General features: G+C 41.6%; 27 protein-coding genes and 1 tRNA gene. 18 read left to right on the plus strand and 10 right to left on the minus strand.

Annotation, left to right across the window (positions count from 1 at the left end):
• Positions 1–49 precede the first annotated feature (49 nt).
• The 6 genes from glmM to UNSWCS_RS01740 all read left to right on the plus strand — a co-directional run bounded on the left by glmM (position 50) and on the right by UNSWCS_RS01740 (position 4,743).
• Positions 50–1,390 carry a phosphoglucosamine mutase gene (gene glmM, locus UNSWCS_RS01715; protein ID WP_021087014.1) on the plus strand — a complete coding sequence of 447 codons (1,341 nt, stop codon included), beginning with the start codon at positions 50–52 and terminating at the stop codon, positions 1,388–1,390.
• Positions 1,383–1,835, plus strand: a complete 453-nt coding sequence (lspA, locus tag UNSWCS_RS01720) for a signal peptidase II (protein ID WP_021086998.1) — start codon at positions 1,383–1,385, stop codon at positions 1,833–1,835. The genes glmM and lspA overlap by 8 nt, the downstream gene beginning before the upstream one ends.
• On the plus strand, positions 1,825–2,187 hold the full coding sequence (locus UNSWCS_RS01725) for an NINE protein (protein ID WP_021087073.1): 363 nt from the start codon (positions 1,825–1,827) through the stop codon (positions 2,185–2,187). Before lspA ends, UNSWCS_RS01725 begins: the two co-directional genes overlap by 11 nt.
• A gap of 9 nt (positions 2,188–2,196) precedes the next feature.
• Positions 2,197–2,631, plus strand: a complete 435-nt coding sequence (locus UNSWCS_RS01730) for a CopD family protein (protein WP_004317437.1) — start codon at positions 2,197–2,199, stop codon at positions 2,629–2,631.
• A 9-nt stretch (positions 2,632–2,640) separates the two neighbouring features.
• On the plus strand, positions 2,641–3,186 hold the full coding sequence (locus UNSWCS_RS01735; RefSeq protein ID WP_021087019.1) for a hypothetical protein: 546 nt from the start codon (positions 2,641–2,643) through the stop codon (positions 3,184–3,186).
• A gap of 117 nt (positions 3,187–3,303) precedes the next feature.
• Positions 3,304–4,743, plus strand: a complete 1,440-nt coding sequence (locus UNSWCS_RS01740) for an acetyl-CoA carboxylase subunit A (protein ID WP_021087025.1) — start codon at positions 3,304–3,306, stop codon at positions 4,741–4,743.
• Positions 4,744–4,783: 40 nt separating this feature from the next.
• Here the strand turns inward: UNSWCS_RS01740 and UNSWCS_RS01745 are convergent, their stop codons facing one another.
• On the minus strand, positions 4,784–5,713 hold the full coding sequence (locus UNSWCS_RS01745) for a PQQ-binding-like beta-propeller repeat protein (protein ID WP_021087107.1): 930 nt from the start codon (positions 5,711–5,713) through the stop codon (positions 4,784–4,786).
• A 100-nt stretch (positions 5,714–5,813) separates the two neighbouring features.
• Here UNSWCS_RS01745 and UNSWCS_RS01750 point away from each other — a divergent pair, with 100 nt between their 5' ends.
• The 3 genes from UNSWCS_RS01750 (at position 5,814) to UNSWCS_RS01760 (ending at position 8,200) form a co-directional block, all read left to right on the plus strand.
• Positions 5,814–6,407, plus strand: coding sequence for an SMI1/KNR4 family protein (locus UNSWCS_RS01750; RefSeq protein ID WP_021087029.1), 594 nt, complete (start codon positions 5,814–5,816; stop codon positions 6,405–6,407).
• 177 nt (positions 6,408–6,584) lie between these two features.
• Positions 6,585–7,943, plus strand: a complete 1,359-nt coding sequence (gene gdhA / locus UNSWCS_RS01755) for an NADP-specific glutamate dehydrogenase (protein ID WP_021084055.1) — start codon at positions 6,585–6,587, stop codon at positions 7,941–7,943.
• Between the two features lie 53 nt (positions 7,944–7,996).
• Positions 7,997–8,200: a hypothetical protein gene (locus UNSWCS_RS01760; RefSeq protein ID WP_035142356.1), complete on the plus strand. Its 204-nt coding sequence runs from the start codon at positions 7,997–7,999 to the stop codon at positions 8,198–8,200.
• Between the two features lie 1,184 nt (positions 8,201–9,384).
• Here UNSWCS_RS01760 and infC read toward each other — a convergent pair.
• The 3 genes from infC to UNSWCS_RS01775 all read right to left on the minus strand — a co-directional run bounded on the left by infC (position 9,385) and on the right by UNSWCS_RS01775 (position 12,638).
• On the minus strand, positions 9,385–9,903 hold the full coding sequence (gene infC / locus UNSWCS_RS01765) for a translation initiation factor IF-3 (protein WP_009295104.1): 519 nt from the start codon (positions 9,901–9,903) through the stop codon (positions 9,385–9,387).
• On the minus strand, positions 9,900–11,720 hold the full coding sequence (gene thrS, locus UNSWCS_RS01770; protein ID WP_021086993.1) for a threonine--tRNA ligase: 1,821 nt from the start codon (positions 11,718–11,720) through the stop codon (positions 9,900–9,902). The genes infC and thrS overlap by 4 nt, the downstream gene beginning before the upstream one ends.
• A 351-nt stretch (positions 11,721–12,071) precedes the next feature.
• The gene (locus tag UNSWCS_RS01775) at positions 12,072–12,638 is read right to left on the minus strand and encodes a YbaK/EbsC family protein (RefSeq protein WP_021087110.1); all 567 of its coding nucleotides are present in this window, start codon (positions 12,636–12,638) and stop codon (positions 12,072–12,074) included.
• A 63-nt stretch (positions 12,639–12,701) separates the two neighbouring features.
• Between UNSWCS_RS01775 and ung the strand changes: the two genes are divergently transcribed.
• Positions 12,702–13,388: a uracil-DNA glycosylase gene (ung, locus tag UNSWCS_RS01780; protein ID WP_021087075.1), complete on the plus strand. Its 687-nt coding sequence runs from the start codon at positions 12,702–12,704 to the stop codon at positions 13,386–13,388.
• A 7-nt stretch (positions 13,389–13,395) separates the two neighbouring features.
• Here ung and UNSWCS_RS01785 read toward each other — a convergent pair whose 3' ends face one another.
• A complete protein-coding gene (locus UNSWCS_RS01785) occupies positions 13,396–13,689 on the minus strand; it encodes a hypothetical protein (protein WP_021087000.1) in 294 nt (97 codons plus the stop codon).
• Positions 13,690–13,768: 79 nt separating this feature from the next.
• Between UNSWCS_RS01785 and UNSWCS_RS01790 the strand changes: the two genes are divergently transcribed.
• The 4 genes from UNSWCS_RS01790 to UNSWCS_RS01805 all read left to right on the plus strand — a co-directional run bounded on the left by UNSWCS_RS01790 (position 13,769) and on the right by UNSWCS_RS01805 (position 17,552).
• Complete coding sequence (locus UNSWCS_RS01790; protein WP_021087084.1) at positions 13,769–14,299, plus strand: pyridoxamine 5'-phosphate oxidase family protein; 531 nt, start codon at positions 13,769–13,771, stop codon at positions 14,297–14,299.
• Between the two features lie 20 nt (positions 14,300–14,319).
• Positions 14,320–15,486: a replication-associated recombination protein A gene (locus UNSWCS_RS01795; RefSeq protein ID WP_235044379.1), complete on the plus strand. Its 1,167-nt coding sequence runs from the start codon at positions 14,320–14,322 to the stop codon at positions 15,484–15,486.
• Between the two features lie 43 nt (positions 15,487–15,529).
• Positions 15,530–16,045: a hypothetical protein gene (locus tag UNSWCS_RS01800; RefSeq protein WP_021087071.1), complete on the plus strand. Its 516-nt coding sequence runs from the start codon at positions 15,530–15,532 to the stop codon at positions 16,043–16,045.
• 88 nt (positions 16,046–16,133) lie between these two features.
• Positions 16,134–17,552 (plus strand): alanine/glycine:cation symporter family protein, encoded by a 1,419-nt coding sequence (locus tag UNSWCS_RS01805; protein ID WP_021086999.1) that lies wholly within the window; start codon positions 16,134–16,136, stop codon positions 17,550–17,552.
• A 45-nt stretch (positions 17,553–17,597) separates the two neighbouring features.
• Here the strand turns inward: UNSWCS_RS01805 and UNSWCS_RS01810 are convergent, their stop codons facing one another.
• Complete coding sequence (locus UNSWCS_RS01810) at positions 17,598–18,908, minus strand: Ig-like domain-containing protein (RefSeq protein ID WP_021087113.1); 1,311 nt, start codon at positions 18,906–18,908, stop codon at positions 17,598–17,600.
• A gap of 249 nt (positions 18,909–19,157) precedes the next feature.
• Positions 19,158–19,233 (minus strand) — tRNA-Val (locus UNSWCS_RS01815).
• Positions 19,234–19,457: 224 nt separating this feature from the next.
• On the opposite strand from UNSWCS_RS01815, the gene UNSWCS_RS01820 reads away from it, so the two are divergent.
• Genes UNSWCS_RS01820 through UNSWCS_RS12315 form a run of 4 tightly spaced genes read left to right on the plus strand, consistent with a single transcriptional unit; the run spans position 19,458 to position 21,155 of the window.
• On the plus strand, positions 19,458–19,895 hold the full coding sequence (locus UNSWCS_RS01820) for a cytochrome c3 family protein (protein WP_004317425.1): 438 nt from the start codon (positions 19,458–19,460) through the stop codon (positions 19,893–19,895).
• Positions 19,892–20,596, plus strand: coding sequence for a cytochrome c3 family protein (locus tag UNSWCS_RS01825; protein WP_021087055.1), 705 nt, complete (start codon positions 19,892–19,894; stop codon positions 20,594–20,596). Before UNSWCS_RS01820 ends, UNSWCS_RS01825 begins: the two co-directional genes overlap by 4 nt.
• Positions 20,596–20,946 (plus strand): hypothetical protein, encoded by a 351-nt coding sequence (locus UNSWCS_RS12310; RefSeq protein ID WP_200862612.1) that lies wholly within the window; start codon positions 20,596–20,598, stop codon positions 20,944–20,946. Before UNSWCS_RS01825 ends, UNSWCS_RS12310 begins: the two co-directional genes overlap by 1 nt.
• A gap of 26 nt (positions 20,947–20,972) precedes the next feature.
• The gene (locus UNSWCS_RS12315; RefSeq protein ID WP_200862613.1) at positions 20,973–21,155 is read left to right on the plus strand and encodes a helix-turn-helix domain-containing protein; all 183 of its coding nucleotides are present in this window, start codon (positions 20,973–20,975) and stop codon (positions 21,153–21,155) included.
• Between the two features lie 432 nt (positions 21,156–21,587).
• Here UNSWCS_RS12315 and UNSWCS_RS01835 read toward each other — a convergent pair whose 3' ends face one another.
• The 3 genes from UNSWCS_RS01835 to UNSWCS_RS01845 all read right to left on the minus strand — a co-directional run bounded on the left by UNSWCS_RS01835 (position 21,588) and on the right by UNSWCS_RS01845 (position 26,818).
• Positions 21,588–22,475 (minus strand): 5,10-methylenetetrahydrofolate reductase, encoded by an 888-nt coding sequence (locus UNSWCS_RS01835; RefSeq protein WP_021087098.1) that lies wholly within the window; start codon positions 22,473–22,475, stop codon positions 21,588–21,590.
• 66 nt (positions 22,476–22,541) lie between these two features.
• Positions 22,542–24,815, minus strand: coding sequence for a 5-methyltetrahydropteroyltriglutamate--homocysteine S-methyltransferase (metE, locus tag UNSWCS_RS01840; RefSeq protein WP_021087126.1), 2,274 nt, complete (start codon positions 24,813–24,815; stop codon positions 22,542–22,544).
• 506 nt (positions 24,816–25,321) lie between these two features.
• Positions 25,322–26,818 (minus strand): C69 family dipeptidase, encoded by a 1,497-nt coding sequence (locus UNSWCS_RS01845; RefSeq protein ID WP_021087092.1) that lies wholly within the window; start codon positions 26,816–26,818, stop codon positions 25,322–25,324.
• Positions 26,819–26,839 lie beyond the last annotated feature (21 nt).

The following is a 26,839-nucleotide window of genomic DNA, read 5'->3' on the forward strand; positions in this document are numbered from 1 at the left end:
GATAATTTCTGATAAAATAGCACCATTTTATAATAAAAAGGATAAATTTATGAAACTTTTTGGAACAGACGGAGTTCGTGGTAAGGCTGGCGAAAAGCTTTCAGCTCAAACATCTATGCGCCTTGCAATGGCTGCTGGAATTTACTTTAGAAAGACCTCAGCGACAAATGTGATTTTAGTTGGAAAAGATACAAGAAAAAGCGGCTATATGATAGAAACTGCCATCGTTGCAGGGCTAACTGCAGTTGGCTACAACGTCCTTCAAATAGGCCCTATGCCAACACCTGCGATCGCATTTTTAACAGAAAATATGCGCTGTGACGCTGGCATAATGATAAGCGCCTCACACAACCCATACTACGATAACGGCATCAAATTTTTTGACAGCTTTGGCAACAAGCTTGATGAGACGATAGAAGCTGAAATAGAGAAAATTTTCTACGACGATGAGCTCATCGCAAACGCCCAAAAAACGATGACAGAGATCGGCGCAAACAAGAGGATCGACGATGTTATCGGTAGATATATCGTGCAGATCAAAAATTCATTCCCAAAAGAGCTAAATTTAAAGAATTTACGAGTAGTTTTGGATGTGGCAAACGGAGCTGCTTACAAGGTTGCACCAACTGTATTTAGCGAGCTTGGAGCTGATGTCATCGTCATAAACAATGAGCCAAATGGTAGCAATATAAATCAAAACTGCGGCGCGCTTCACCCAGAAGATCTAGCAAGCGAGGTAAAAAGGCTTCGTGCTGACATCGGCTTTGCATTTGACGGCGATGCTGATAGGCTTGTCGTTGTCGATGAAAACGGAAAAGTTGTGCATGGAGATGCGATACTTGGCTCACTTGCAGCATTTTTACACGAGCAAAAGGCGCTAAAAGGTGGAGCTATCGTGGCTACAGTGATGAGTAACGCCGCGCTTGATGACTATCTAAAAGCTCATAAGATCAAGCTACTTCGCTCAAACGTAGGCGATAAATACGTGCTTGAGATGATGAAAGAAAATGGCATAAATTTTGGCGGCGAGCAAAGCGGCCACGTCATTTTTAACGACTACGCCAAGACTGGCGACGGACTTGTTACTTCGATGCAAGTTGTCGCGATGATGCTTAAAAAAGGCAAAAAAGCTAGTGAAATTTTTGGCGAGCTAAAGCCGTATCCGCAAATTTTGCTAAATTTAAAGATCACAGAGAAAAAGCCGCTTGATAAGATAGAGGGGCTAAAAGAGCTTGAAGCTAGCCTTGCAAAAGAGGGCATAAGATCGCTCTTTAGATACTCTGGCACTGAGAATTTGATCAGACTTTTGCTTGAAGGTAAAAATCAAACTTTAGTTGAAAAACGCATGGATGAAGTTGAGAAATTTTTCGTAAAAGCCCTAAATGCGTAAAAGCTTGGTTAAATTTTTCATTGCGTTTTTTCTCATTTTTATCGTTGATCAAGCGATAAAGATGATATTTATAGATGGTTTTTCGTGGGAGGGCGAGTTTTTCTCGCTAGTTCTTACATATAATAAGGGCGTTGCATTTTCGATGTTTGCCTTTTTAGATGAGTGGCTGAAATTTATCCAGATCGCCCTTATCTTAGGCGTTTTTGTCTATCTAGTCGTTGAAAAAAAGCTGCTTTGCTCGCATGCCATTTGGCTTGGAGCTTTACTAGGAGCTGGCAGCTCAAATATCACAGATAGATTTATCCATGGCGGCGTCGTGGATTACGTCTTTTGGCATAAGTGGTTTAACTTTGCGGTCTTTAACTTCGCTGATGTGATGATCGATCTTTGCGTCGTGATGATACTTTGGCAAAGTTTTAGAAAAAGGAGAGAGAGTGGGAAATAATATCTACGTCGCATACGCGCTTTGGCTACTTACTGGCTGGCTTGGAGCGCATAGAATTTACCTTGGTAAATTTATCACTGGTTTTTTGATGATGGGGTTATTTTTCGTTGGCACATCGTTAGCTGTAATTCTAATTGGCTACTTATTTTTGGCTATTTGGAGCATTTGGTGGATCATCGATGCATTTTTGGTTGGCGCTTATGTCGAGAAAAATTTACAAAAGGCCGAGCTAAAAGAGAGAGTAAAACTAAAAGATAAAGAAGAGGACTTAAAAAGGCTTTACGAGCTTTTTGAGAGTGGTGCGATCAGCAAGGCTGAATTTGAAGCTAGAAAAGAGATACTTTTTAGATAAGGAGACGTTATGGCAGAATATTATCTTTACTTAAAATACCTCCACTATTTGTTTTTCATCTCGTGGATGGCAGTGCTGTTTTATCAGCCAAGGCTCTACGTTTATCACGTAGAAAATATGGACAAGCCAGACTTTGTAAAAGTGGTTGAGGTGATGGAGTACAAGATGTATCACTACATCGGCTGGGTAGCACTCATTGGCTCATTTGTTACTGGTATTTTGATACTTATCGCGATGCCTGATCTTATAAAAACTGGTCACATCCACGTCAAAATTTTAGTTGTCATCTTAATGGCCATATATCACCTAGACCTTGGACGCTACATGAAGCAGCTCAAAGAGAAACGCTGTAACAAAAGTGGCATCTTCTTTAGAGCTTACAACGAAGTGCCAACTATCGCGATGCTCATCATCATCTGGGTCATGATAGTAAATCCATTTTAAAGGAATTTGATGAAGAAATTTTTAGCATTTATCGCTTTGCCAGCGCTCTTGCTCGCGGCTACTCAGTACTTTGAGCCGATGCAGATAAAATTTGACAACAGACTCTACTCGCTAGCAAGCTCAGCCAAGCCTGTGCCAAATTTATTCACGCAGGAGTACTTGCTCCCTGGTGAGAAACTAGATAGTTTTAGCTACATGCTCTCGCTAAATACCCTTAAATTTGACGCTACACCAGAGCAAGCAGTCGAGCAAAAGATAAATGATCTAAAAGAGCTAAAAGCAAAAGGGCTAAAAGTAGCTTATAAAAAGGGCTCGCTCGCAAATGAAATTTATCTTGATATCACGATATTTTCAAATTTAAATGGCACTCCAACAGCCGAGCACTCGATATATCGCTACACCAAACAGGGCGGAAATTTAGTACTTTTTACCATCCAAAGGCGTGCTTATAAAAAAGAGGGCATTCAAAGATTTGCTACAAATTTCACGATCGAGTCACAAGACTTTAGCAAAAAAGCTCTAGCCACACCTTTTCCCCAAATCATCAGCAAATAAAGAAATTTGAGTGTAAATTTAGCCTTTTGCACTCAAATTTTAAAACCAGACTTAACAAATTTATCTAAAAATAAAACGAATAGTTATATGATAAGAAAAACTCAAAAAGGATAGCCTATGATACATAAAATTCTTATCGCAAATCGTGGTGAGATCGCAGTTAGGATAGTCAGAGCTTGTAGGGATTTACACATCCAAAGCGTAGGAATTTATACAGCGCCAGACAGCGAGTGCTTGCATGTCAGGATAGCTGATGAGGCCTATCAAGTGGGTGAAGATCCGATCAAAGGCTATCTTGACGCCAAAGCGATCGTAAAGCTCGCTAAAGAGTGTGGAGCAGACGCCATACACCCAGGATACGGCTTTTTAAGCGAAAACTACGAATTTGCAAAGGCAGTTGAGGATGCTGGGCTTATTTTCATCGGTCCAAAGGCCGAAGTCATCAAGAAAATGGGCGATAAAAACATCGCTAGATATCTGATGAAGAAAAACGGCATACCAATAGTGCCAGGCACTGAAAAGTTAAATGACGAGAGTATGGACGCCATAAAAGAGCACGCTAGACGCATCGGCTACCCAGTCATCTTAAAAGCAAGCGGTGGTGGTGGTGGCCGCGGCATTAGAGAGGTCTGGCAAGAAGAAGATATGCAAGATGCCTTTGAGTCGTGTACCAGAGAGGCTAAGGCATACTTTAACAACGACGAAGTTTTTATGGAGAAGCTTGTCGTCAATCCTCGCCACATCGAGTTTCAAATTTTAGGCGACAACTACGGCAACATCATCCACCTTTGCGAGCGTGACTGTTCTATCCAAAGGCGCCACCAAAAGATCATCGAGATCGCACCTTGCCCATCGATTAGTGAAAATTTAAGAAAGATCATGGGCGTGACTGCGGTCGCTGCTGCAAAGGCTGTGGGCTACTCAAACGTCGGAACGATCGAGTTTTTGCTAGATGACTACAACAACTTTTACTTCATGGAGATGAACACCCGTATCCAAGTGGAGCATGGCATTACCGAAGAGATCACTGGCCACGACCTAGTCGTTAGGCAGATAAGGATCGCAGCTGGCGAGATATTAGAGATCGAGCAAAGCGACATCAAGCCACGCGGCTACGCGATAGAGGCTAGGATCACGGCTGAAAATGTCTGGGAGAATTTCATCCCAGCACCAGGCACGATCGAGGGCTACTACCCAGCTCTTGGCCCATCTGTGCGTGTCGATAGCCACGTTTATAAAGACTACAACATACCGCCATTTTACGACTCACTTATCGCAAAATTGATCGTCAAGGCGACCGACTACGATCTAGCGGTAAATAAACTTGAAAGAGCGCTTGAAGAATTTACCATCGAGGGCGTGCGAACGATCATCCCATTTTTGCTAACGATCAGCAAAAGTAAGGAGTTTAGAAGAGGATTTTTCGATACTAGCTACGTCGAGAAAAACTTAAAAACTATCCTTGAAAACACCTACGATGATATGAACAAAGAGCCAAACGACGACCTAGAAGAGGTCATCGTAGAGGCGATAAAAAGATATAAAAAGAAGAGATAAATTTATCTCATTGCGGCTTTGGCGATAAATTTCGCCAAGGCTAAATTTCCGCACAAACTGCGTAAATTTTAGCTCCGTCATTTGCCACAGCGTAGAGCCTACCACCGCTTACTAGCATGATCTGATCTACGCTAAGGCTAAATTTCTCAAACTCTATCTCTTTTAATAGCAAGCCATCTTTAGCGCTTATCAAAACTGGCTTATTTTTGCGGTTTGCAAGCAAAATTTGACCTTTGATCCAAACAAAATGCTCCGTGCCACTGGTTTTAAACTTAAACACCACTTCGCCACTTTTTGCATCCACGCCGTATAGATCTCCGCCCTTGCCAGCGGTGCCAAAGTAAAGCACCCCATCATTCAGGCAAACTGGCGTGTAAAGATATGCGCCAAGCTTTAGCCGCCAGATGGTCTTGCCTATCCTTGCGCCCTGCTCTTTACGTGGCGCACTCGCGTTTAAATTTTCATCTTTCGCTTCGCTTTTGAACTCTGCACCACCCAAAATTTCTTTGCACTCCATCATAAATGGCGAACTCATTCGCACGCAAAAACCATCAAATTCATACGTTTTAGCGTCGTTATATATCTCTTTTATGGGCTCATTAGCAACGCCGAGCTCGCTCATCAACCCGTTATCTATCTTTATAAGCTTTGCTGGGGAATTTATGTAGCCCTTGTAGTATCTAGTATTTAGCACGAAGTAGCCATTTTCTGGGTAGCAACGCGCATTGCTGGCTATGAAAATTTCGCTTTGTTTGTAGGTAAGCGTTGATCTTTTATGTTCGCTAAAGTCGCGCGAAAATGTATCTAGTAGCACGTAGTTTGGCGTTAGCTTTTGAGCTATCTCTAACTCGCTAGGCACCCCAAAAGCAAAATGCACAAATGCAATGCGCTCACCCATCTCATAAATGCCAGTTACGCCGTGTCCGCGAAACTCCACGCCAGGCATATCAAGAGGATATGATCTAACCACGCTAGCTCCTTAAATTTATGGCGATTATAACCCAAATTTTAAAGCACACTGGGCTAAATTTGATAAAATTTGCCAAAATTTATCAAATTTAAGGACCGATATGTTTTTAAAACTAGACGAGATCGCTAGGAAGCTAGATCAAATTTTCTTGCCGCTAGAGCAAGAGGGTATGACTGGCATGAGGCTTTTGCCACAAAAGGACGCCACATCGATCATGCAGGCGCAAAAGAGCCTTGGTGTGGATTTTCCAGCCAAATTTACGGAGCTTTTAAACAAATTTGATCTTGGAGAATTTGAAATTTGCAATGTCAGCTTTGGCTCTAGAGGCGACTACGCGAGCGAGTTAGTGCGTCTAAACAGCGTAGATGAGTTTGGTGGCAAATGGTGGAGTGGCGAGGAGAGGCCAGCAAATTTGATAGTTTTTGCCGTGGGTGATCCTTGGATATTTTTGCTTGATTGCACGAGTGGTGCGGTCTATGCGTGGCTGCTTGGTGATAAGGAGCTTTGCAGCAGGCGCGTTGCAAGCGACTTTGAAAAATTCTTCATAGCGCTTGCTAGCACCTATATAGCAAGGCTAAATGATGAAGCCCTGCCATCAGCCCAGCAAATCCTAAATTTTGTCCAAGCAGACGACACAGCACTTGATTTTTTGGCAAGAGATGGCGCAAATTTAGTAAATTTAGGCTCCACTTAGCCTAAATTCTCTTTTGTAAATTTATCCTAGCAACCAAAGCAAAAACCACTTTTTTATAAATTTAGTTTCGATATGTAACACTCATTGCCCAAAATAAAAATATTAAAATATCTTTAAATAAAATTTTTTTCTAGCCGAGCTAATATTTAACTACAAAAAAAGGAAAAAGGAGCAAAAATGAGCGAGTACATCGAACAAACGATGGAGTGGATAAAGAAGACCAACCCAGGTCAAGGCGTCTTTGTCCAAGCTGCGACTGAGGTTTTAAACAGCCTAGAGCCGCTTATCAAAAGAGAGAGCAAGTACCAAAAACACGCGATCCTAGAGCGCATCGTCATCCCTGAGCGCACGGTGATCTTTCGCGTGACATACACAGGCGATGATGGCAGACCAAAGGTAAATAACGGCTACCGCGTGCAGTTTAACTCAGCTGTTGGCCCATACAAAGGCGGTCTAAGGCTCCACCCAAGCGTCGATCTTGGCGTGCTAAAATTTCTTGGATTTGAGCAAATTTTCAAAAACTCGCTCACTGGCGTAAATATCGGCGGCGCAAAAGGCGGCAGCACCTTTGATCCAAAGGGCAAGAGCGAAGGCGAGATAATGCGTTTTTGCCAAGCATTTATGAGCGAGTTATATCGCCACATCGGCAACACCGTGGATGTGCCAGCAGGCGACATCGGCGTGGGCGCTAGAGAGATCGGCTATATGTTTGGCCAGTATAAAAAGCTAACCGGCAGATTTGATGGCATCCTAACTGGCAAAGGGCTAAACTGGGGCGGCAGTCTAGCACGCACAGAGGCCACTGGATACGGACTAGTATATTTCACTCAAAACATGCTAAAAAAAGCTGGACTTGATCTAGAGGGCAAAAAATGTAGCGTCAGCGGTAGCGGAAACGTCGCCATCTACACGGTCGAAAAGCTCTATCAAGCAGGTGCACTGCCTATCACCGTCTCTGACTCAAACGGATATGTCTATGACGCTGAGGGCATCGATCTAGCGGTGCTTAAAGAGCTAAAAGAAGTAAAACGCGCTCGCCTTAGCGAATACACCAAATTTAGACCAAATGCAAAATATGTAAGCGTAAGCGAATACAAAGAGGGCAGAAACGGCGTCTGGGACGTGCCATGCGACGGGGCATTCCCATGTGCGACACAAAATGAGCTTCACCTAGCTGACATAAAAGTGCTTTACGCAAATGGCTGCCGTTTCGTGGCTGAGGGCGCGAACATGCCAAGCACGCTTGATGCGATAAATTTCATGCTTGCGCAAAAAGACTTTCACTTTGCTCCAGCAAAAGCAGCAAACGCTGGCGGCGTGGGTACGAGCGGACTTGAGATGATGCAAAATGCCGGCATGACTTCGTGGAGCTTTGAAGAGGTCGATCGCAGACTTCATGGCATCATGAATCACATCTTTGAACTAAGCTACGAAACAAGTAAAGAGTTTGGCGATGAGGGCAACTTGGTGCTTGGCTCAAATATCGCTGGCTTTAGAAAAGTGGCTGATGCGATGATAGATCAAGGATATGTGTAGGCCAATTTGGCTCTGTAAATTTACGTCCAAGCTAAATTTGGACGTAAATTAATATGGGGTTGGCTGGGGTTTTAGCTAAAATAGAATTTGCCTTTTGCACGGCAAATTTTACTAGCAAGCTAGCAAATTTACACTGCTTTGAAGCATTTTATGTGGCGCATATAGAGCGTTTTTTGACAAATTTTTGCTGGCGTGGCGGATGTGGATTTGAAGCTTGGTTAAATTTCACTAGGGTGGCGAGCAGACCACTTTTTTAGAGCTTTTAATAGAAATTTTGCTAAAAGAGCTGATACGGCGGCAAATGGTGGAGTGGCGAGGTTTGAGCAGTAAAATTGAAAGCTTTTGCCGTGGAGCATCCTGCGGATATTTTGCTTGATTGCACGGAGTTGTGTCGTCTATATGTGGCTGCTTGGAGATGAAGAAATTTGCAGTAAATGAGTTTTGAGAGAGAAATTTTCATAGCACTTGCAACTTCGGCATAGTAAGGCTAAATAGTGAAATCCTACCAGAGAATGAGCAAAACCTAAAATTTCTCAAGCAGATAAAAAGCACTTTTTTGACAAGAAACGGCTTATGAAATTTAGTAAATTTAGGCTTAGCTCAGCTAAATTCTCCTTTATAAATTTAAGCTACAAACAAGCGATTTTTTTGCCAAATTTAGCCTAAAACACTCTACGCGCACCATAAATTTATAAACTCGCAGAGGGTTATCAAATTTACTTTACTAGACGGCTTTATCCAGTCAAATTTCAACAAATCACTCGTGTAAGGGTCGGCAGAAAAAGGTGGGATAAATTTTGGTAAGCAAAAATTGAAATTTACTGCATTTAACCCACAAATAAGCGAATTTCTCACCAAATTTAGTCACCACATAAAAAGTATTATTAAAACAATATTTCTCTTGCCAAATTTAGCTAGATATTAGGCGAAAATTAGCTTAAAACACTCACGCAAGCGCTAAAAATTTGTAAGCTCAAAAGGACTTTTCAAATTTACTCCAACAAGTTGGCTTTACCAAGTCAAATTTCAACAAAGCAACACACGCGAGCGATAGCAAATGATTAAATTTTGCTAAATTTAAGCTATAAATAATCAAACTTCTTACCAAATTTAGCCTGCAATTAGACAAAATTTGATTTCAAACACTTAAATTTACAAACTCGCAAGAAAGTCAATTTGTCTAAATTATTTTCAGCACAACGTCTATACAAGTGATGTCAAAGTATTAAATTCCAGTAAGCAAAAATCAAAATTTACTAAATTTAAGCCGCGTCTAAATTCATCCTACGAAATTTAACCACAAGCCACATCAACCGCAAACGCCCTTGCGTAAATTTAGCAGATATAAAAATGATAGAATTTTTGAAAATAGTTATTTGTGAGTTTTTGTATTAAAAATTTAATGAAAAAGAGCAAGCCCTAGCCTGCTCTTTATGAGAATTTAACCCTTTTTTGGAGTTACAAGCATATTTACATAACGACCTTCTATTATAGGCTCTTTGTCGCGGTCAGCCTCATCTTTGATCATCTCCCAGACCTTCTCAAGCATGGCTACGCCAGCCTCTGGGGTGCTCATCTCGCGACCCTTTAAAAATACACGAAATTTAACGTGTTTGCCATCTTGCAAAAACTCGCTTGCGTGTTTAACCTTATAGTTTATATCGTTTTGGGCGATCTTAACAGAGAGTTTTATCTCTTTTATCTCGATGGTTTTTTGCTTTTTCTTGGCCTCTTTTTGCTTTTTCTCTTGCTGATAGCGGAATTTACCATAGTCCATTATCTTGCAAACTGGCGGCTTCGCGTCTGGCGCTATAAGCACTAGATCAAGCCCAAGCTTGTTTGAGATCTCTAAAGCCTCATCTCTTGAGATGACACCGTATGCCGTGCCATCATCCCCTACACATCTTACCTCTCTCGCCCTTATGTCCTCATTGAGCAATACTTCATTTTCCTTACTCAAAAATGTACCTCACTAAGTTTCTCCTTCGTTAAATTTACAAATTCCGCCAAGCTCATATCGCTCTGCGTCCTAGCCTGTCTGTCGCGCAATGCAACGCTCTTGTTCGCTACTTCGTTGTCTCCTAGCACGACTATCATAGGCACCCTTTGTTTTTCTGCCGTTCTTATTCTCTTATTTAAACTCTCATTTTTACTTGCGATCTCGCTATCGACGTTGATCTTTCTTAGTTCGCGTGAAATTTCTTTTGCATAGTCTAAATGCGCGTCGCTAATAGGCACGATGACGACTTGCGTAGGAGCTATGAAAAATGGTAGCTCGCCAGCAGTGTGCTCAAGTAAAATTCCTATAAATCTCTCAAAACTGCCAAGCAAGGCTCTGTGAAGCATTACAGGGCGCTGTCTTTCGTTATTTGCGTCGATGTAGCCTAGATCAAAGCGCTCTGGCAAGTTAAAATCGACTTGTATCGTGCCGCACTGCCACTTTCTCTTAAGCGCGTCAGTGATCTTAATGTCGATCTTTGGACCATAAAATGCGCCGCCGCCCTCGTCGATGCCGTATTTAAAGCCATTTTCATCAAGAGCTTCTTTTAGCGCTTTTGTAGCTGTATCCCAAATTTCATCGCCGCCGATAGCTTTGGCTGGCTTGGTTGAAATCTCCATCTCGTAATGAAAGCCAAAATTTTCCATTATCGTGCCAGCAAATTTTAAAATTTCTAAGATATTTTCTTTGATCTGGCTTGGCATACAAAAGATATGTGAGTCATCTTGTGCAAATTCGCGAACTCTGAAAAGTCCGTGAAGTACGCCGCTTTTCTCATGGCGGTGAACGACGCCATACTCGAAAAATTTAAGCGGCAAGTCGCGGTAAGAGCGGATATCGCTTTGATAGACTTTGATGTGGCCAACGCAGTTCATCGGCTTGATGCCATACTCTGTCTCATCGATCGTTGTAAAGTACATATTTTCTTTGTAGTTTGCGTAGTGGCCGCTTCTTCTCCACACATCAGCCTTTAAAAGCTCAGGACCTCGCACTGGCTCGTAGCCGCGGTCGCGGTGAGCTTTGTATAATAGCTGCTCTAGTTTTGATCTTAAGCGTCCGCCATTTGGTAGCCATATCGGCAAACCACCGCCCACTTCGTCATCAAATGTAAATAACTTCATCTCGACGCCAAGCTTTCTGTGATCGCGCTTTTTAGCCTCTTCGATGATGCGGATGTGCTCTTTTAGGCTCTCTTTGTCTGCGTAAGCTGTGCCGTAAATTCTAGTTAGCATCTCACGGCTCTCATCACCGCCAAGATATGCGCCAGCTACGCGTGTAAGCTTGAAAAATCTTAAAAATTTAGTATTTGGCAGGTGTGGTCCGCGGCAAAGATCCTCAAAATCGCCTTGTGCGTAGCTACTCACTTCGCCATCTGGAATTCTTTTTAAGACCTCTTGTTTTAAGTCGTCATCTTTAAATTTCTCACTCATATTAGCTTTGGTTGAGCAGGTTTTAACTATGTCAAATTTCTTCTCAGCAAGCTCTTTCATCTTATCTTCGATCGCTGCGAGATCGCTCTCGCCTAGCTTCGTGCCCTCATCATCAACTCTAAAATCATAATAAAATCCATCTTCTACGTTTGGTCCGACAAAGAATTTTGCCTTTGGATAGAGTGATTTGATAGCTTGTGCCATGAGGTGTGCACAGGAGTGTCTGATAACGTGTAGTGCCTCTTTTGAGTTGTCGAAATAGACAGGCTCAGCACTACTCTCACGTCCTGCGATACTTTGAGTATCGACTATTTCGCCATTTAGTTTGTATGCGATGATATCGCTCATTGTTTTTCCTTATATCAAATTGTCTTTTTTACGATAAAAGAACGATTAAGGATTTTATCTAAATGGGCTTTAAGCTAAACTTAATAATTGCTAAGCAAATTTTTATAAATTCTTTTTAAATTTAATGAAATTTGAGCCAAAATTTTTGGCTTTTAAAATATAAACTTTTATATATAAATATAATAATCCCTAAAATATAGGCATTTTATCAATATACTTTATTATATTTTAAGATTACCACTGATAATATTTGCCCCTGAAATGAATTTAGCAATTTCTCGTCTTTGCATTACTTAAATTCATTTTTCTCCCGACTAATTTAGTGCTAGGAAGTGGTTAGCCTAGCACTTTTTATTTTGCAAATTTAACAAGCACCGGCTTTACTATCCTAGCGTAGTCTTTTGCGTTTAAGACGATCGATCTATCAAGAAGCCCCGCATTAAAGGCGATCTCCTCATTTCGCTCTAGCAAACTCTCATCCACAACAAGGTGTAAATTTTTATGAAAGCTAAACGGCGGAACCGAGCCAAATACGCAATCAGTCAAGGCCGTAACTTCCTCTGGGCTAGCAAGGCTCGCTCTTTTGCCATCAAATTTTTGCGTAAGCGCGTCAAGATTAGCCTGCTCGTCCGCTGGCAAAACCGCGAGCAAGTAAATTTTACCAGCCTTCATCGCTGGCTTTTCGTCATCTAGCAAGTAGCCATCTAGCACATTTTCACCTTTAAAAATTTGCCTAAATTTCTCTTCATCAATGCCTTTTATAGAGCACACCAGCGCCTTTGCGCCCTGGCTCATCTTCGTGCCCCTTATCCTAGCGACCTCCTCTGAAGTCCTCGCGCTCTCATGCTCTATCACTCTAAATTTAGCTCCATTTTTGCTAAGAAGGTCGTGGATTTTATTAAAAATTTGCTCTGACACAGCTCTTTCCTTTGGATAAATTTAGTTAAAATTATACCGCTAAAACCAAAAAAGGGCAGGAAAATGCAGATAAATTTAAATGACGTAAAGATCGAGACAAGCTGGAAAGAGGTGCTAAAAGATGAGTTTTTGAGTGAAAATTTCGCTTGCATCAAAGAAAATTTCTTAAAAGCAAAAAGCGCTGGCGTCGTCTATCCACCAAGCGGGCTCATTTTTAACGCATTTAACCTAACGCCATTTCACGACGTCAAAGTAGTCATCCTAGGCCAAGACCCGTATCACGGCGCAAATCAAGCGATGGGGCTAAGCTTTTCAGTGCCTAGTGGCGTGCGAGTGCCGCCAAGCCTTGTGAATATCTATAAAGAAATTTACGCCGACCTTGGCATAAAAGAGCCAAATAGCGGCGATCTTACAAAGTGGGCAAAGCAAGGCGTGCTGCTTCTAAACTCGACCCTTAGTGTAAGTGCGGGAGCGGCAAATTCTCACGCAGGCTTTGGCTGGCAGGGCTTTACAGACGCAGTTATAAGAAAGATAAGTGAAAATTTACAAAACGTAGTTTTTATGCTCTGGGGCAACCCAGCCAAGGCAAAAGCACCGCTCATAAACGCTAGCAAGCACCTTATCCTTGAGGCAGCGCACCCAAGTCCGCTAGCGCGCGGGGCGTTTTTTGGCTGCAGACACTTTTCAAAGGCAAATATCTACCTAGCAAACCACGGCAAAATGCCCATTGAGTGGGACTTAAACGCTTAAATTTGAGCTATTTTTTAAGCTCAGTAAGAAGCTTATTTACCTTTTCTAGCTCGCTTTTGCAAAATTTCTCATCGTTATTTTGCATTATCATCGCTTCTTGGCCGATTTGTCTTTGCTTAAACTCATCAAATTTAAGCTCAAAAAGCCTTAGCGCTTTCTCATCACCCGCAAGCTTCTTGCTCTCTTTGGCATAAAGCTCGTCAAGATAGAGCCTGCTTTGCTTGACATACTCCTTGCAAACCTCGCTTGCACCAAATAAATTTACGCCCAGCAAAAGGGCAAAAATGGCAAATTTTTTCATATTTTTCCTTGAAATTTTTGCGTTATACTAGCCTTTAAGCACTTAAATTTTAAAATATTTTGCAAAAAAAGGATGAAAAATGAGGCGAAAAGATAGAGAGCTTAGCCAAGACGAGGCGCTTGAGATTATCGATAACTGCGAATACGGCGTGATCTCATGCGTGGATGATGAGGGAGAAATTTTTAGCGTGCCTATCTCGCCGGTTAGAGTTGGTGAGAGCATTTTTATCCACGGAGCGAGCGCAGGCAGCAAGGCAAAACTGCTTCAAAATGGGCGAAAAGTGGAGTTTGTCTGCGTTAGTTTTAATAAAGTCCCACATCTAAATTATAGCGAGCTAGAAGCGATAAAAGACGACGGCAAGGCGCTTGGCGGCAAGGTCTTTACGACTGAATACAAAAGCGCCATCGCAAAAACGAGAGCCTACGAAGTGACAGATGATGCCAAAAGATATGAAATTTTAAAAATTCTCAGCCAAAAATACACAGCCTACGCGATGAGCACCTTTGACGTGGCTGCGGAGTATGGGCTAAAAAACATGAAAATTTACGAGCTAAAGATAGAGAACCTTAGCGCAAAGGCTAAAATTTTGCCAAAAGCAGTAAAGGAGTAAATTTGAGCTCACTTGCACTGATGTTTAGACCAAAAAACTTGGATGAAATTTGCGGACAAAAGGCGGTTAAAGCGGCATTTTTAAAATTTATAGCCACAAGCAAGATACCGCACTCCATATTTTATGGTCCAGCAGGCTGTGGCAAGACGAGCTTTGCAAGGGCTGTGGCAAGTGGGGCAAACTACGACTTTTACGAGTTTGACGGCGGAAATTTAAAGATAGATGACTTTCGCAAAATTTTAAAAAACTACGAAAACGCCCTAAATAAGCCACTCTTTTTCATAGACGAGATCCACAGGCTTAGCAAAACCCAGCAAGAAGCACTGCTTATACCCATGGAAAACTACAAGGCCCTAGTCATCGGCGCTAGCACGGAAAATCCCTTTTTCACGCTAAGCTCAGGCATCAGAAGCCGCTCGATGCTCTTTGAGTTTAGACCGCTTAGCAGTGGCGACTTTGAGGAGCTTATTAGCAAGATAAGAGAGCAAATTTCATTTAGCATTGACGAGGAGGCAAAGGAGTATCTCTTTAAAAGTAGCGGCGGCGATGCAAGAGCTATGCTAAATTTACTCGAATTTGCCGTCACGCTTGATGAAAATGTGAGCCTAGAAAATTTAAAAACACTTCGCCAAAACGCCCTAAAAGAGGGGGCAAAAGAGGACGATACGCACTACGAACTAGCAAGCGCTTTTATAAAAAGTCTGCGTGGAAGCGACGAAAACGCCGTCATATACTATCTCGCAAGGCTCATAGACTCTGGCGAGAGCGCTGACTTTATCGCTAGAAGGATGGCGATATTTGCTAGCGAAGACATCGGCAACGCAAACCCAAATGCGCTAAACTTAGCCGCCAGCACGCTAAGCGCAGTAAAAGAGATAGGCTTCCCAGAGGCTAGGATCATACTGGCTCAGTGCGCCGTCTATCTAGCTAGCTCGCCAAAGTCAAACTCCAGCTACAACGCGATAAATGCCGCTCTAAGATACGTGCAAAGCGAAGAAATTTTAAAGATCCCGCCATATCTAAAAAATCACACAAAAGAGAGCAAAGACTACCTTTATCCGCATGATTTTGGCGGCTGGGTCGAGCAAAAATACCTAGAAAAACCGCTCGTTTTTTACAAAAGCAAGGGCATAGGCTTTGAAAAAACGCTAAATGAGTGGCTAGAAAAGATAAGGTCAAAGGACTAAATTTAGGCTTTACTCTTTCAAATTTAAAAGGGCTGTTTTAAGGATGAATGAGCAAAATTTAGAATATATCGCAAATTTAAAGATAAAAGACGTGCCATGGGATAGACTAAGCTGTAGCTACGGCACGGCGGAGCTTTTTGCGCAAATTTTAAACACACTTACAAAGGCTGTGAAAAAGTCTAAATTTGATGAAAAAGAGCTTAGCGAGCTGCTTGATGAGATAGTGGCTCAGTGCGAGTATCAAGAGACTTTTTGGCACGCAACGCCCTTTGCGCTCGTTTTTTTAGTGCGAATTTATAAAAGTGCGCTAGACGAAAAAGGCGAGGCAGCTAAATTTATCTCACGTAAGCTTGAAGTCTTTTTTAAATTTATGCTTGAAATTTGTGAGAGGTTAGAGCAGCTTGAGCACGCAAAGCCACTTACTAAAATGGAGCAAATGCTAGAGCCAAAATATCTTGACATCGTAGATCAAGACGAGCTAAGCTATGACGATAGGCTATTTTACAGCTTTTACTACTACTCACGCATGGTTTTACAGGGCGCTTTTGTAAAAATTTAGCTCGGCCATGATTTTTTAGTAGTTAATTTAAATTTTATATTTTTTCAACTATACTTCTCAAATCCAAATCAATCACGAAAGTTAAAAAATGACTACAAATTTTGCTGAAATTTTAAATAACTGCGTTGAAAGTATAAATTCATTTCTTTGGGGTCCATACTTCCTCATCGCCCTACTTTGCGGCACTGGACTATTTTTCACCATTAGACTTGGTTTTGTTCAAATTTTTAAATTTAAAATGAGTTTAGGCAAGCTTTTTGGAAATTTCTCACTTCACGGCGAAGCTGCTGGCAAGGCTGGTATGAGCTCGTTTCAAGCAGTCGCAACGGCGATCGCGGCGCAAGTTGGCACGGGTAACCTAGTAGGCGCGACGACAGCTCTTATCATGGGCGGTCCAGGAGCCATATTTTGGATGTGGTGTGCAGCCTTTTTGGGCATGGCTACAAATTTTGCTGAAATTTGCCTCGCTCAAATTTACCGCACCAAAGATGACAGCGGCCACACGATAGGCGGTCCAGCCTTTTACATAAGCCGCGGATTAAAGGGCAAATGGGCGAAATTTCTAGCTGGATTTTTCGCTATCGCTATCATCATCGCACTTGGCTTTATCGGCAATATGGTTCAAGCAAACTCCATATCAGACGGCTTTAGCGGCGCTTTTGGCATACCGCAGTGGCTAACAGGGGCGTTTTTGGCTCTCATTTGCGCACTAATTTTCATAGGTGGCGTAAAGGCGATCGCAAGGGTCGCTGAAAAGATCGTGCCACTAATGGCGCTACTTTATATCGTTGTTGGCGTGGTTATCATCGCTTTAAATTTTCACCAAATCCCAGAGGCGATCTCACTAATATTTAAAGCTGCGTTTAACCCTTCGGCTGCTTGGGGTGGGGCAACTGGAGCTAGCATCGCAGCTGCTATGAGATACGGCATCGCAAGGGGACTTTTTAGCAACGAAGCTGGCATGGGCTCAACTCCACACGCACACGCCGCTGCAAACGTCAAACACCCAGTCGATCAAGCCGTCCTTGGCATAATGAGCGTCTTTATAGACACCTTTGTCATCTTAAATATAACCGTTTTTGTGGTGCTAACCGCAAACGTCATCAGCTTTGAAAACGGCAAGGCAGTCTTTACTGGCATCACCTTGGTGCAAGAGGCGTTCTCGTCACATATCTTTGGCAAAACTGGCGGTTATAGCTTCGTGGCGATCTGCCTATTTTTCTTCGCATTTACGACGATCATTGGCTGGTACTACTTCGCTGAGATCAACGTGCGCTACCTTTTTGGTGCAAAGGCGGTTAAAATTTTTAAAATTTTAGTTGTTGTTTTTGTCTTTTTAGGTAGCTTACAAAAGGTTGATTTCGTCTGGAGTTTAGCCGATATGTTTAACGGTCTTATGGTTGTGCCAAATTTGATCGCCATTATCCTTCTAAGCCCAGTCGTGGCTAAACTTTTAAAAGATCACGATGCGGGCAAAGAGTACGACGTAAAAGAGTATTTGAAGTAAATTTAAAAGTGCGTGGAGAGAGGTCTCTCCACATTAAATTTAAGATTATAGATGGTCTTCTGGAGCGGGAATTATGGGCTCAAGTGGCATATAAAATGTCGTTGCTTGTGGCTCAGAGTATTTGTTGCCAGCCTCATCTACTGATGATGCTTGGACTGTGTATTCGTTAGTGTCAAGAGTATCCAACACACTACTCTCAGCTCTCCAGTTACCTTCAGCGTCAGCCTTAGCACTTAGTTTTTCAACCACATGAGCCGGTTTTTCTACCCAAGAATAGTCAAAGGTATTATAAATAACTTCAGCTTTTGTGATAACTAAATTTATTTCAGCAAATGGCTCTGCCTTACCCTCAATACTTGGCGATGAATCATATTCTCTATTATCTTCTTTTATTATGCCGTTGTGTGATATATCAGAAAACTCATCGGTAGATATTTTTGTGATAGACAAGGTGCTATTGTTTGTATCAACAGTTATCTCTTGCGTGCTTGTAGCTTTTAGCTCTTCGCCATTTGCAGCTACTTTGCTAGCTTCGATAGTAAATTTATGATCTCCATCAGCCAAAGGTGAAGTTGGGGTATATGACCAGTTGCCGTCATTATCGGCAGTTGTCGTGCCAAGTAGTGGTGCATTTTCACCTTCACCATCAAATATGCTTATAGTAGCGTTTGAAGTAGCCTTGCCAACTAAAGTTGGAGTGTTGTCGTTTGTGATATGCAGACCTGTTCTTTCAGATGCGCTGTGCTCTAAGATATTATCTCCAACATCAATATGGCGACTTACCGATTCGTCTGTATTACCAGTCACTACGTTATCATCAACTGCTGTGACAGATACTTCTAGCGTCTGTGGCAATATATTGTTATATGCATTATCTATCGCAGCTGCAAGTGTGTCAAGACTAAAGCCCTCCTCGCTTGCGCCACCGCTTACATTTGTAAAAGCCTCTGCGCTAGCGTTTGCTTGAGAACTTAGGTTTTCAAAATTTGCATTGATGTTTGAGTAGTGACCGCCATTTGCAAAGCTAGCAGCACCAAGGCTAACACCATCTCCACTATTACCACCACCTGCTGAGGCATTACCGCCAGCTGCAGTCTCTTCAAGATCAGTGATGTTCTTACCATTCAATAGTTGCTCCTGAAGTGAGGCGATCTCTTTGCTGGTCTCATCGCCAGCTTTTTCATTTTCACTATTAAGAGGTTGCAACTCAACCTTTACGCCGTCTTGCTCTTTTATGACCTCATTGTCATAGATCACGTCGCCTGCTTTTAGAGTTCTTTGATTTCCATTAGCATCTATAGCGACGATAGCATCCGTGCCGATTATTGATTTGATTAGTCCTTTAACTTTACTCATAACATTTCCTTTTTATGTTTTTGGATTTTATACTGTCAATTATAAGTAAATAGTTTAGTTTATTGCTATTGTACTTTGGTACAATAGTGACATTTTAGATACACGATGTCATAAATTTTAGAAATAAATTTAATAATAACTTGCCTTATTTTAGGGATTTAGTTTAAAATTTAAAAAGACAAAAGTTACAAAAAATATTTTTAAATTTTATTTATTTGATTTTAGGTTTTGGGAAATTTGATATAAAAATGGTGGCCCCGAATGGACTCGAACCATCGACCACTACCATGTCAAGGTAGTGCTCTACCAACTGAGCTACGGGACCAAAGATTTGGGATTATATTTTATTTTCCATTTTATTTAGCTTAATTGCCATTTTCTTTAAAATTTAACTTTATAAAACTAGTCTATATTTTAGTACTCTAAAATATTATTAATGCATATTTAATCAAACAAGGACTATAATTTTATAAAAATAAGTTTAAATAAAAATATTAGTTTTTCATTGAAATTTGATGTTTATAAAATCTTAATAGAAAGGAAAAGGGTATGAATAAGCTTAAATTCATCGCTATTTTTGCCTGTTTATTTTCGCTTCATCTCTTTGGTGCCGATATGCCAAAGGGCGATCTAAACGTCACAAAAGTAGTAGTCTCTGATGAGCTAAGAGCCAAATATAAGATCAAACCTCATCACGAACATCTAAGCTTTGACTGCGTTGATTGTCACCAAAACCAAGGCGATGATCCTAGCAAATTTAAAGCGATCGGCGACGCTGGCTGCCTATCCTGTCACAAGAGCAAAAAGCTCTTAGCTCAAAGGCTAAAATTTATGGATACTCTAAAGGCAAATCCTCATAACTCTGTTCACGATGGTCCGACTTTGTACTGCGACGAGTGCCACAACGAGCACAAACCATCTACAAATATGTGCTCTGAGTGCCATGAACACGAGGTGCCACAATGGATGAATGGAGTAACACCATGAAAATTTCAAAAAAATTACTAGCGCTTATAATCTTCATAAGCGGAATTGTTGGATTTTTAGTCGTTCTGCCAGTTCATTACGCGCTTAATGAGACGAGTGGGGATAAATTCTGCATCGTTTGCCACGAGATGGACCCTATGGTCATCGCCTACAACGACGACATCCACAGCGGCAAGGGCAAAACTGGCATAAAAGCAAGATGCGTGGATTGTCACATACCGCATGACAACATCGCAAAATACGCCCTAACGAAGGCTAAAAACGGCATTTTAGAGGGCTGGGTGCATTTCTTTGGCGATCCTAATGCTATTGATTGGCACAAAAACCTCAAAAACCGCGAGCATTTTGTCTTTGACAACGGCTGCACAAGCTGCCACACAAACGTGATAGATAGCAACAACACTTCAGCGCAAGCTCAAAAGATGCACGCTCACTACAAAAAGCTTCTTGACACCCCTAAAGAGCTAAAATGTGTAAGCTGCCACTACGACGCAGGTCACGGCGCTGGCTTTAGAAACTATCTTGAGTACTGGAAGCCGTCATATAAAATTTATGATAAAAAGATGATCGAAAAGAGGATCGAAACTAAGCAAAAATTCTTCAAAGATGAGTACAAACCTACAAAAGACGAAGAAGAATTTTTAAAACAAAAGGCTGAAAAAGACGCCAAAAAACCAGTCGGCGGTGGCATGGCTGGCTGATGAAGAAGATATTGTTGCTCTCGAGCGACTTTGAGCAAAATGTCATCCTAAATGCATCGCTTTACCGCTTTGGGTTTAGGATGATCCAGCTCAAAAGCGCCAGCGAAGTCATCAAAGACTTTGAGTGCGGCAACAGATATGATCTGTACGTTTTTGACGTAAAGGCTAGAAATTTAAACCTCGATCTGGTTAAATTTATAAGAGATAGTCAAAATATCACTCCCATTATGCTTTTGTTAGATGAGAGCGTCCCTAGCGTTTTTAAGAGGATTTACTACGCTAGGGTTAATGATTTTATCATTAAGCCATTTTGCCCTGAAGAGTTTTTATTTCACGTTTTTAGGCTCTAAATTTGAGCTAAAAAATGGCCTAGTCTTTGACAAAGACTCCCAGTGCAGTAAGAAAAGAGGACGAGGTCATCTATCTTGGCAAAAAAGAGAGCCAGCTGCTTGAAATTTTATGCAAAAACTCGCCCCACGTCGTCACCTACGACGAGATAGACTATCACCTATACAAAAACGAAACCTTATCGCAAGACCGCATAAGATCGCTCGTGTGAGAGATAAGAGCCAAAATTCCCACCATCTGTCTAAAAACCGTGCGAGGCACTGGATATAAGGTGGAGTGAGGGGGTTTAGTCAAATTTAGATCTTGTTTGAAGCTAAAATTCTATACTTTTGGATAAAATTTGCTTAAATTTGTAAAAACTCTTGCCTTGTTTGGCTATTTTGACTTCAACGATTTTCACAGCACCTTTGATAAATTTGCCTGCCTTTTTTATATTTTAAATAGTAGCAGCGTCTGCTGTATCATATATCTCGCCAAAGCCATATCATTTTTGCCATAACAGCTTTTTGAAAATTTGCCAAACAGTGCAACTGACATTTAAAATAGCTTGTGATAGCTAATCATAACGGCTTTTCTGTGCGAATTTGTGGCACCATTGCGCCATCAAGAAAGAATTTGTATAAATTTATAGCAAGAGCTGGCGTTACACCAACTCTCTTATGTTTTTTGTTAGCTCCAGGCTCGCTTCGATCTCGGCGCGTTTTGCCATGACACTCTCGACATTAACGCCGACGTTTATACCAAGCTTTTTGGCAAATTCATAAAGCTCTGCGAAATTTTCAAGGCAAATTTGCGATGCCATAGCTAAAAAATCATCACATTCAAGCATCCTTTTTTCGCTCTTTTTATCAACGCTTATGCCTAGCCACTTGATAAATTCTAGCGTTTTTGGCGTGCCGCAAGTAGTAAATGTCAAAATAATAGGCAAATTTAACCCGCTTTTTGCCACGCTTGTTAGTAAATTTTTAGCCAAATTTATATCAAAAACCGCCTGCGAGATGAAAAATTTCGCCCCCATTTTGGCCTTTTGGCTCATCCTTTGCTCTTCATCGCCCTTTTTAGCGTGCCTCTCAGCTATACAAACACCGCCCACTACAAGCTCTTTAAACTCATCTCTAGCGATCTCATAAGCACGCTCTAGGCTCATTTTAGGCTCTACTTTGCCAGAAGCAACGCCGACAAAGACATTTATATCACTACTACTTTTGGCTAAATTTGCTCTAAATTCACTCTCATTATATTTATTCGCGACCCTATAAAAGATGCTTGGCGTCTTTAAATTTAGATATTTTGAGTAGTAAATTTCAGGGCTTAATGTATCACTAAATTCAAAAGTTCGCTCGCTTTTTATGCGGCTACTTTCGTCTTGGATCTCGTAAAGTACCAAGCCGTCAGCCTGCACGTCTGTGATCCTCTTATCCCATTTTGCAGCGATCTCTTTAAGTTTTGCCTCGTCAAATTCAGCCTTCGGCGGCGTTAGTCCGTAAAGCACTATGCCACTTTCATTGTTTATGATCTTATCTTTTAACATTTTCTAACTTTTTTGAAATTTAAATGGAGTTTAGCGCCTAGGCTTGCTAGACGCTAAAAATTTGTATTATAGACCTCTTACGATCTTGACGGCTTCTACCATATTTTTAAGGCTTGGCTCGACCTCTTCCCATTTTCTAGTTTTTAGGCCGCAGTCTGGGTTGATCCAGAGTTGCTCTTTTGGCAAGACTTCAAGCAGAGCTTTGATCTGAGTGACGATCTCTTCGACACTTGGCACGCGTGGGCTGTGGATGTCGTAAACGCCAGGTCCGACCTCTTGTTTGTAGCCAACGGCTTTGAAAATTTTAAGTAGCTCGTTACCACTTCTTGCAGTCTCGATACTGATAACATCAGCATCCATAGCCTCAATGGTCTTAATAATATCGTTAAATTCAGAGTAGCACATATGCGTATGGATCTGAGTTTTTGCCTCAGCCGAGCTTACTGAAAGCTTGAAGCAATCAACCGCAAATTTCTCATAAGCTGGGATATTTTCAGCTCTTAGCGGATAGCCCTCTTTAAACGCTGCCTCATCGACTTGGATCACTCTGATGCCTGCATCTTGAAGGTCTGCGATCTCGTCATAGATACAAAGTGCAAGCTGTTTTGCTACCTCGCTTCTTGGAAGATCGTCACGCACAAAGCTCCAGTTTAGCATAGTTACAGGACCTGTTAGCATGCCCTTCATTACGTGTTTTGTGATACTTTGAGCGTATTTCATCCACTTAACAGTCATCGGCTCTGGGCGGCTTACGTCACCAAAGAGAAGTGGTGGCTTGACGCAGCGGCTGCCGTAGCTTTGTACCCAGCCATTTTGGCTAAATGCATATCCGCTGATCTGCTCGCCAAAGTACTCAACCATGTCGTTTCTCTCTGGCTCGCCATGTACTAGCACATCTAGGCCGATATCTTCTTGAAATTTCACGCAGTGATCGATATATTTTTTGATGCCTGCTTCATAGGCAGCCGCGTCGATCTCGCCTTTTTTGAAATTTTGGCGAAGTACGCGAAGATCAACCGTTTGAGGGAAGCTACCTATCGTTGTTGTTGGTAATATGCCGTATTTTAGTGTTTCGCGTTGAATTTTGATGCGATCTTCAAATTTCTCATCACGCTCAAATTTGCTTAAATTTTTGATGCGTTTTTGAACGCTTTCAGAGTGGATGAGCTTTGAAGTGGCGCGAGTTTTAACGGCATTTTTGTTCTCTTCGTAAATTTTAGCCTCAGCCTCATTTAGCTTCTCGCCGTTTGCTAGTTTTGTGATGATCTTGATCTCATCAAGCTTCTCAACCGCAAAGCTTAACCAGCTTTTGATCTCAGGGTTTAAATTTTCTTCATATTTTAGAGTGTATGGCACGTGAAGAAGTGAGCATGAAGTGCCGATATAAAAGTCTTTGCCGCCTATTTTTTCTGAAATTTCACGAACAAGTTTTACCTTATCATCGATGTTGCTTTTCCAGATATTTCTGCCGTCGATCACACCTGCAAATAGCGTCAAATGGCTGTTTTTGATAGTCTCAAGTGCCTCGAAATTTCTCTTGCCGTGGATGAAGTCAAGTGCGATGCCGTAAATTTTAGTTTTAGCCACTTCGCTAACTGCCTTGATCGCATGCTCAAAATATGTCGCAAACATGATCTTGATGTTGTTTGCGACGCCTGTTAGCTCGTTATAAACCTTTGTGATAAGTGGCAAAAGGTCGCTTTCGTTTTTGTCTGTTACGAAGATTGGCTCGTCAAACTGCACTAAAATTTCATCATCAAGCTTAGAAATTTGCTCAAGTAGCTTTTTATACTCGCCTACAAGTGCGTCAAGGTGCTTAAATGGGCAGCTGCCATCAGTCGTCTTTGAAAGAGCCAAAAATGTGATAGGGCCGATCAAATTTACCTTGCCCTTTACTCCGTTAGCCTTCGCCTCTTTGTATTCATTTAAAATTTTATCCGCTTTTAGGCTAAATTTACTCTCGCTGCTAAGCTCTGGCACGATGTAGTGGTAGTTTGTGTTAAACCACTTTGTCATCTCCATCGCAACGCCACTTTTATTGCCTCTTGAGCAAGCAAAATATTGCTCTAAGCCGCTTAAATTTGCAAATCTTGGAGGCGTAGCGCCAAAAGCGATGATATTATCAAGCATTAGGTCATAAAATGAAAAATCATTAACGCTAATAGCCGAAATGCCAGCGTCTTGTTGATATTTCCAGTGTCTTTGACGAAGCGTCTTTGCAGTCTCTTGCAAATTCTCTTCACTAAAGCCCTCTTTACCAGCCCAAAAGCCCTCTAATGCGCGCTTTAACTCTCTTTTCTCTCCGATTCTTGGAAAACCTAAAACATAACTTTTTATCATTTTTATCCTTTATAAATTTCTATTTTTTAATTAAAACTGCGCCCTGCACAGCAACCTTGAATATTTTTATGCAGGTATATCCCTGCGACCCAAACCCCCAGCACGTTCAATGTTGTTGTGCTGCGCACAAGTCTGGGTCACCCCAAACATGGTGGATGACAGCCACTTCTTCTTAGACTAAAGTAAAATTTATAAAAAACCCTGCTAAAAAGGTCTTTGCCAAATTTCAAACACTGCTTAGTTTTATTTTTAAAAATGCAGTTACAATGCAGCGGACCTGCTAGCAAAAATGGATTTATCTCAATGTGAAAAAATGTAAAATTGTTTAAAAATTTGCGTGTTTTTTGAAAATCGCTGATATGTTTTTTGCCGAGATTAACGAGCTTTATGCATGGGACAAGGCATCAGCGTTTTTCCTTTGTAGTGAATTTTTGCCGCATTATAAACGCTCTTTGCCAAATTTTTGTTTAAAGTTTGGGCGCTACTAAATTTCGCGCCCAGAGTTTTTAGTCTTTTTTACCTTTATTTAGGGATTTTAGCTTAGCATCCATATCGGCTGTAAGCATAGTAAAGACTTTGTTTGTAAGCTCCTGTGTTATATCCTTAGCCTCTTGCATAGTCTTTTGACTAAATTCATTTAAGAGTTTGTCCGCTTTTTTCTTATCTTTTTTATAAAGTTTTACGTACTCATCTTCAAATTTAGCCTGTTTTACCGCCAACTCTTTTTCAAATTTAGCGTAAGCCTCTTTTACCACTGGCGAATACTTCTCATAATCAGTCATCACAAGGGTTTGAAGCTTTCTATAAACCCAGTATATCGAAGTGTCATCAGCCTCGTACGAGCCATCAGAGTAGCCTTTTATAAAGCCATCAAGCCCCTCGTAATACGGCAAATAAACGCTAAGATCAGCCATGCCAAGAGCGACGTAGGTCACACGGCCGATCTCTTTTGGTAGCCATGGGCGCACCTGCATGACGTGAGACTCGTATGTTCTAAAGACGCTTATAGCGCGGTAGATGTTTTTCTTATCTTCATCTTTGCTAGCGTAGTTATCAAACGGCGTGCCGTCGTAGTGGGCTCTCATCGCAGCTTTTAGATCTTCAACACTTAGTTTTTTCTCTGGTTTTAAAAATACTGGGAATTTCTGACCATCGGCGAAGTCTTGTTTTAAGCTTGGGTTAAACATACTTTGAACCCAGCAAACACGTGGATAGTTGTAAGTCACATCTCTTTCATCGTCCCTTGTATAGGCCTTTGTAAAGTTAAATTCGCCATCTTTCGCAGGATCATAAGTCTTGTTGTCAATCGCAAATTTGATGACATCTTTTGCGCCCATGAAATTTGGATCATTTTCTTTGTAAGCGTGAAGTCTGCCTTGGTTTGCGGTGACGAAGTACTCATCTTGTGGGATCTTTGAAGCGATCCATTTGTGGCCTGTGCCAGTTTCAAAGTACCAAAGCTCATTTGCATCGACAAATACCACGCCAAAGCCCTCGCCAGCACCTTTTGTCTCAACTATCTCGCCAAGAAGCTTAACGCCCTCTTTTGCACTTTTGATGCGCGGCAAAAGCACGTCTGGGATGTCATCTTCTGTGATGCCGGTTTCTTCGTTGTATGGATCAACTTTTAAAAGCTCATCTTTTGCATAGATAGTCTCAGTGCCACTAAGTCCTACGCCAGCCTCGTTGTAGCCGACTGCTCCGTGAAGTTTTGTGTGTGAATTTGCGATAGTTGTGTATCTCATGCCATCTTTTGGGAGCGGATATGTAAAGTCATTTGCGCCGTCATGCGCCTTTGAGCTGTGCATGCCAGTTTGGTTTTTCGTAGCTGGGTGTATCAAAAAGACTTGAGCCTTTATAGCCTTGCTATCAGCGCTTCTAGCCACTAACATAGAGCCGTCATTTGAGGCTTTATCTCCTACTAAAATGGTAGTGCATGCCAAGCTACTTGTGCCTAAAATCGCACTCATAGCGACGATTGATGCAAGAATTTTGCCTTTCATTTTTACTCCTTTAGTAAAATA

Origin of the sequence: Campylobacter concisus UNSWCS, assembly GCF_000466685.1 — a bacterium.
In the GTDB taxonomy this organism is placed as follows: domain Bacteria; phylum Campylobacterota; class Campylobacteria; order Campylobacterales; family Campylobacteraceae; genus Campylobacter_A; species Campylobacter_A concisus_A.

What these genes read in the sequence shown, in the direction of transcription:
- glmM (WP_021087014.1), top strand. Translation starts at nt 50, where the DNA reads ATGAAACTTTTTGGAACAGACGGAGTTCGTGGTAAGGCTGGCGAAAAG.
- lspA (WP_021086998.1), top strand. Translation starts at nt 1,383, where the DNA reads ATGCGTAAAAGCTTGGTTAAATTTTTCATTGCGTTTTTTCTCATTTTT.
- UNSWCS_RS01730 (WP_004317437.1), top strand. Translation starts at nt 2,197, where the DNA reads ATGGCAGAATATTATCTTTACTTAAAATACCTCCACTATTTGTTTTTC.
- UNSWCS_RS01735 (WP_021087019.1), top strand. Translation starts at nt 2,641, where the DNA reads ATGAAGAAATTTTTAGCATTTATCGCTTTGCCAGCGCTCTTGCTCGCG.
- UNSWCS_RS01740 (WP_021087025.1), top strand. Translation starts at nt 3,304, where the DNA reads ATGATACATAAAATTCTTATCGCAAATCGTGGTGAGATCGCAGTTAGG.
- UNSWCS_RS01750 (WP_021087029.1), top strand. Translation starts at nt 5,814, where the DNA reads ATGTTTTTAAAACTAGACGAGATCGCTAGGAAGCTAGATCAAATTTTC.
- gdhA (WP_021084055.1), top strand. Translation starts at nt 6,585, where the DNA reads ATGAGCGAGTACATCGAACAAACGATGGAGTGGATAAAGAAGACCAAC.
- UNSWCS_RS01760 (WP_035142356.1), top strand. Translation starts at nt 7,997, where the DNA reads ATGGGGTTGGCTGGGGTTTTAGCTAAAATAGAATTTGCCTTTTGCACG.
- thrS (WP_021086993.1), bottom strand. Translation starts at nt 11,720, where the DNA reads ATGAGCGATATCATCGCATACAAACTAAATGGCGAAATAGTCGATACT.
- ung (WP_021087075.1), top strand. Translation starts at nt 12,702, where the DNA reads ATGCAGATAAATTTAAATGACGTAAAGATCGAGACAAGCTGGAAAGAG.
- UNSWCS_RS01785 (WP_021087000.1), bottom strand. Translation starts at nt 13,689, where the DNA reads ATGAAAAAATTTGCCATTTTTGCCCTTTTGCTGGGCGTAAATTTATTT.
- UNSWCS_RS01790 (WP_021087084.1), top strand. Translation starts at nt 13,769, where the DNA reads ATGAGGCGAAAAGATAGAGAGCTTAGCCAAGACGAGGCGCTTGAGATT.
- UNSWCS_RS01795 (WP_235044379.1), top strand. Translation starts at nt 14,320, where the DNA reads ATGTTTAGACCAAAAAACTTGGATGAAATTTGCGGACAAAAGGCGGTT.
- UNSWCS_RS01800 (WP_021087071.1), top strand. Translation starts at nt 15,530, where the DNA reads ATGAATGAGCAAAATTTAGAATATATCGCAAATTTAAAGATAAAAGAC.
- UNSWCS_RS01805 (WP_021086999.1), top strand. Translation starts at nt 16,134, where the DNA reads ATGACTACAAATTTTGCTGAAATTTTAAATAACTGCGTTGAAAGTATA.
- UNSWCS_RS01810 (WP_021087113.1), bottom strand. Translation starts at nt 18,908, where the DNA reads ATGAGTAAAGTTAAAGGACTAATCAAATCAATAATCGGCACGGATGCT.
- UNSWCS_RS01820 (WP_004317425.1), top strand. Translation starts at nt 19,458, where the DNA reads ATGAATAAGCTTAAATTCATCGCTATTTTTGCCTGTTTATTTTCGCTT.
- UNSWCS_RS01825 (WP_021087055.1), top strand. Translation starts at nt 19,892, where the DNA reads ATGAAAATTTCAAAAAAATTACTAGCGCTTATAATCTTCATAAGCGGA.
- UNSWCS_RS12310 (WP_200862612.1), top strand. Translation starts at nt 20,596, where the DNA reads ATGAAGAAGATATTGTTGCTCTCGAGCGACTTTGAGCAAAATGTCATC.
- UNSWCS_RS01835 (WP_021087098.1), bottom strand. Translation starts at nt 22,475, where the DNA reads ATGTTAAAAGATAAGATCATAAACAATGAAAGTGGCATAGTGCTTTAC.
- metE (WP_021087126.1), bottom strand. Translation starts at nt 24,815, where the DNA reads ATGATAAAAAGTTATGTTTTAGGTTTTCCAAGAATCGGAGAGAAAAGA.
- UNSWCS_RS01845 (WP_021087092.1), bottom strand. Translation starts at nt 26,818, where the DNA reads ATGAAAGGCAAAATTCTTGCATCAATCGTCGCTATGAGTGCGATTTTA.